A 4,824-nucleotide genomic window follows, 5' to 3' on the forward strand; every position below is an offset into this window, starting at 1 on the left:
CGCGTACGCCGCCGACCTCGGGCTGTTCGTGTGGCTGCGCGGGCCGGGCGGGATGGGGCCGCTGACCGCGAAGGCGCTGTCGTTCCTGGCCGGTTGCTCGGTGGCGTACCTCGGCAACGCGCTGGGCACCTACCGCGGTCGCGGCCCGGTCCGGGGCGGCCGGGCGCGGCGGTACGGCGCCTTCTTCGCGGTGAACCTCGCAGGGGCGCTGGTGCAGTTGGCCTGCCTGGGCTTCTCGCACTACGCCCTCGGCCGCACCTCGGCGCGCGCCGACGTGGTCTCCGGCGCCGGCGTCGGGATGGTGCTGGCCACCTTGCTGCGGTTCTGGGGCACCCGGACGCTGGTGTTCAGATCCGCCGCCCACCCGGACGGCCGCGGCGGGCAACACCCGGACGGGGGAGCCGCGCAGCCCGCGGGCGTGCAGGGCACGGGGGAGGGTAGCCGCCCCACATGGACTGGTTGACCCGGTTGCCGTGGATCGGCCCGCACATCGCGAGGGCGATGCGCACGCACGCGTGGCGGGCGTTCGCGCACCTCCAGACCGTGCACTGGTCGCGGCTGGCCGCGGCGATGACCTTCACCAGCTTCCTGTCGCTCTTCCCGCTGCTCGCCGTGGTCGCCGCGGTCGGCGCCGCCACCTTGTCGCAGCACCAACTGGACAGGCTGGAGCACAAGATCGCCCAGCAGATCCCCGGTATCGCCGACAAGCTCGACATCAACAGCCTGGTCTCCAACGCCGGCACCATCGGCCTGACGGCGGCGGCCGCCCTGGTGTTCACCGGTATCGGCTGGGTCGGCTCGCTGCGCGGCTGCCTGCGCGCGGTGTGGCGCAAGGACGACGAGGACCGCAACCCGGTCAAGGCCAAACTCTCCGACGGCGGCGTCCTGTTGGGCCTGGGCGCGGCCGTCCTCGTCTCGCTCACCGCCTCCGGCTTCGCCACCGCCGCGGTCAACTGGACCGCCGACCGGGTCGGTCTGGACCACCACGGCCCGGGCCGCGTGCTGCTCACCGTCGTCGGATACGTGCTGGCGATCGTCGCGGACTTCCTCATCCTGGTCTACCTGCTGACGCTGATGCCCGGCGTGGACCCGCCCCGCCGGGCCGTCGCGACGGCGGCCCTGATCGGGGCGGTCGGCTTCGAGGCGCTCAAGATCGGGCTCAGCGGCTACCTGCGGGGGGTCGCGGGCAAGAACATCTACGGCGCCTTCGGCACCCCCATCGCCCTGCTGCTGTGGTTCAACTTCATGGCGAAGCTGCTGCTGTACTGCGCCGCGTGGACCGCGACGCAGTACGGCGAGATGGCCCCGCGCGGCGGGGTCAGTGCTTCCGGGGGGAGCGGGGACGACGCCGGCGGCCCGCAGGACGATCAGGCGAAGTCCCTTGCCCCTGCGCCTGCTTCTGCGCCTGCTCCGGCGACGTCCGCTGACCGGGGGGAGCCGCCTGATCCGGCGACGGCTCCTGACCCTGACGCGGGCCCTGGCGCTGCCCCGGAAGATTCAGCCCCGCGCTCGGGCTCGCACCGCTGGGAACCACCGCGGACGGAAGCGGACGGCGGCGCCGCACGACGATGATCACCGCGGCGAGCACCACCAGGGTCGCGGCGGTGATCCCGGCCGCCGTCCACAGCCCGCGGGCCGACGACGAGGACGAGGACGACGTGGCCGCCGCCACCGAGGTCCGCCCGGCCGACCCGGTGGCCGGCTGCTTCGACGTCTTGGCCGGGGGCAGCTGGCTCAGCGGCGGCACCAGAGTGCCGACCGGCTGGATCGTCGGTGCGGCCTTGAAGCCCCAGTCCAGCAGCGACGCCGCCTCGCGGTAGACCGCGTTGTGCCCCGACTTCGGGTCCGGATGCATCACGGTGACCAGCAGCTTGCGCCCGCCGCGCTCCGCGACCCCGGTGTACGTGGCACCGGCGTTCGTCGTGTCGCCGTTCTTCACCCCGGCGATGCCCGGGTACGGCTTCACGTCGTAGTCACCGCTGAGCAGGCGGTCGGTGTTCTGGATCTGGAAGGACTCCCGGGTCTTGGCCGGCTGACCCTTCTTGGGGTGCTTGACCTTCTTGTAGTCGCCGGGGAACTGCGCGGTGACCGTCGAGCAGTACTCACGGAACTCGGGGATCTGTAGCCCGGCGCGCGCGAACAGCGTCAGGTCGTACGCGCTGCTGGCCTGCCCGGGCATGTCGTAGCCGTCCGGCGAGACCACGTGCGTGTCGTCGGCCTGGAGTTCGTGCGCCTCGGCGTTCATGTCGGCCACGGTCGCCGGGACGCCGTGGTTCATCGCGGACAGCACGTGCACCGCGTCGTTGCCCGAGCGCAGGAACACCCCGAGCCACAGGTCCTTCACGGTGTAGGTCAGGTTCTCCTTGACCCCGACCAGGCTGCTGCCCTCGCCCATGCCCTTCAGGTCCGAGGGCACCACCTTGTGCACGGTCGACGCCGGCAGCTTCGGTATCAGCATGTCGGCCAGCAGCATCTTCAGGGTGCTGGCCGGGGGGAGCTTCCAGTGCGCGTTGTGCTCCGCGAGGACGTCGCCGGTCTCGGCGTCCGTGACGATCCACGAGCGCGCGGTGATGCCCTTCGGCAGCGCCGGCACGCCCGCGCCCGCGTTGACCTGGGTGCCCGGCAGGCTCAGCCGGTCGCCGCCGACCTTCGACATCACCGCCGGCGGGCTGGGTGTCTTCGGCTGGGCGGGCGCGGCCTGCGCGGTGCCGGCCAGCACGGTTCCGCCCAGCAGGAGGGCGGTCAGGGACGCCGCGGACGCTTTCAGAGCTGAGGTCACTGTCTTGGCCACCCGCAGAACGTACCGGGCCGGGCCGTCCTCCCGCGCCCCCGGGCCCCGAGCCCGTCACGTGACCCTTCGCACGCAGGCCGTCCGGAACCTCCGTACCCCGCCCGCCGTCCTTCCCCGCACCCCACCCATACTGGTACGTATGAAGCTCAGTCGCCGTGTCTCCTGGTTCCTGGTCGCCTTCGGCGTGTGGTCCTGGATCGTCTGGACGACCTTTGTGAAAAACCTCTGGAAGGACACCAGCGGCCTCGCCTTCCACCACGGCGACCACTCCCACCCGACCGCGTACTTCTGGATCCACCTCGCCCTCGCGATCACCTCCACGATCCTCGGCACCGGGATCGGCGTCCTCGGCATCCGTGGCCTGCGGGCGCTGCGCCGCGAACGGGACGGGGCACCCGAACCCGCGGTTACGGAGGAGCCGGCCGTCGAGCAGCCGTCCGAGCAGCCGGCCGCCCGCTGACCTGAGCCCGCTGACCCCTGATCGACGGGTCAGTGGCGGGTCATCGGCGAGGTCACGCGTAGCAGGACAGCAGCAGATTGCAGAGGACGGAAGTGTCGACGAACTCAACCCTGCGTGCCACGCATCACCCAATCCCCAGCAACCGGTCGAACTCGGTGTAGTCGCGATCGCGGCGCGGGCGGGTTTCGAGGCGTCCCCGCGTGACCACCTCGCCGAGTGAGCCCGCTGCCATGGCCGCGGGATAGCCGTCGAGTTCGGTGAGCCGGGTCAGACGGCTGGTCCCCTCATCAGGATCGCGCCAGCAGACCACCACGCCCTCGTGGTCCTCGGCGTCGAGTGCGGAGAGCAGCGCCGGGCTGTGCGTGGTGATGAGCACTTGAGCTCTGCTTGCAGTCCCGGTCTGGCGGACCAGTTCGAGTACCTCGGACGCCTGGGACGGATGGAGACCGTTCTCCAGTTCCTCGATCACCAGCATCAGCGAGCGTTCGTCCCGTTCGGTGGTCGAAGGCCCCAAGTCGAGCCCGCCACCGCCGGTGAGGAGGGAGGTGGTGATGGCCAGGAAGCGAAGCATTCCGTCGCTCATCTCGCGGGCCGGTGTGAGGCCGAGCGTGCCCTCGTTGAGCGCGATCATGACGTCGCCGAGTTCGGAACGGGTGACCGCGAGCGTCTCGATCTCGTGGTCCGCCAGGCTGCGCAGCAACTCCACCAGGCGCCGGAAGAGGCGCTGGTCCGTGCGCTCGATGTTCCCCACCGCGGCCGACAGGTTCTCGGCGGTACGGCGCAGGTTGCTGTCACGTGACGGGACGTACTGGCGCATGAGGTGGGGGACGGGGTCGAGGTGGAAGACGCCCTCGAGCGTGGAGATCATCGTCTCGGCGCACCACACGCTGTCCGTACCGCCTGCCGTCTCCGGTACCACCCGGAGGGGCAGTTGGGAGGTGAGAAGCCGGGAACCACGGAACCGCACGTTCGGATCGCGGCCCTTCTTGCCGTTGTGCCAGGTCGCCCAAAGGTCGCCGACCTGGGGATTCGCCTCGCCACTGACCAGAACGGGCTGGTGTCCTTTGGGCGTCGGCCCCGCCAGCCGTTCCTCGATGATCTGCACCTCGGGCTCGACCTGGACGGTCACGTCGAGGCAGATCGGTCCATGCTCCGTCCCTACAGTGCACCCGAGCGAGAAACGGTCGGAGCCGTGCGGAACACATCCGGCCAGCCCGCCCCGGACAGCGCCTTCCGGACCGCGGCGGCTCTCCAGCGCCTCGGCGATGTCCTCGCCCCGGGCGAGCCGGGACAGCACTTCGAGACCGTCGAGCGCTGGACTTCCCGCTGCTGTTGCGACCGATGAGAGTGGTCAGCGGGGCAAGGGGGAGGACCTGGTCGCGGAAGCTCTTGAAGGCGGTCAGCCGCACCTCTTCGATGCTCTGGGCAGTCACACGGCTCAAGCTACCCCAGCGCGTCATCAGGCGGCCCTTTCCGTGTGGGGCCCGGTTGGGGCCGTGCGGCAGTCGGCGCAGCGGGTGGTGGGGTCGTGGGTGCGGAAGGCGCGGTCGCAGCCGTCGCAGGTGTGGAGGGG

At 71.0% G+C, this 4,824-nt stretch carries 4 protein-coding genes and 1 pseudogene; 3 read left to right on the forward strand and 2 right to left on the reverse strand.

Annotated elements, in window-relative coordinates:
- Both AC13HU_RS32235 and AC13HU_RS32240 read left to right on the forward strand, forming a co-directional pair.
- Positions 1–463, forward strand: a 463-nt coding sequence (locus tag AC13HU_RS32235; RefSeq protein WP_483045523.1) for a GtrA family protein, incomplete at its 5' end; no start/stop codon positions are given.
- A gap of 38 nt (positions 464–501) precedes the next feature.
- A pseudogene (locus tag AC13HU_RS32240) lies at positions 502–1,275 on the forward strand (YihY/virulence factor BrkB family protein); the annotation flags it as partial.
- Between the two features lie 43 nt (positions 1,276–1,318).
- On the opposite strand, the gene AC13HU_RS32245 reads toward AC13HU_RS32240, so the two are convergent.
- Entirely contained in the window at positions 1,319–2,791 is a 1,473-nt protein-coding gene (locus AC13HU_RS32245) for a D-alanyl-D-alanine carboxypeptidase family protein (RefSeq protein ID WP_483045524.1), read from the reverse strand.
- Between the two features lie 139 nt (positions 2,792–2,930).
- Here AC13HU_RS32245 and AC13HU_RS32250 point away from each other — a divergent pair, with 139 nt between their 5' ends.
- Complete coding sequence (locus AC13HU_RS32250) at positions 2,931–3,251, forward strand: SCO4848 family membrane protein (RefSeq protein ID WP_483045525.1); 321 nt, start codon at positions 2,931–2,933, stop codon at positions 3,249–3,251.
- Positions 3,252–3,375: 124 nt separating this feature from the next.
- On the opposite strand, the gene AC13HU_RS32255 is transcribed toward AC13HU_RS32250, so the two are convergent.
- Positions 3,376–4,548: an AAA family ATPase gene (locus AC13HU_RS32255; protein WP_483045526.1), complete on the reverse strand. Its 1,173-nt coding sequence runs from the start codon at positions 4,546–4,548 to the stop codon at positions 3,376–3,378.
- Positions 4,549–4,824 lie beyond the last annotated feature (276 nt).

The organism is Streptomyces sp. NH27 (assembly GCF_056859195.1).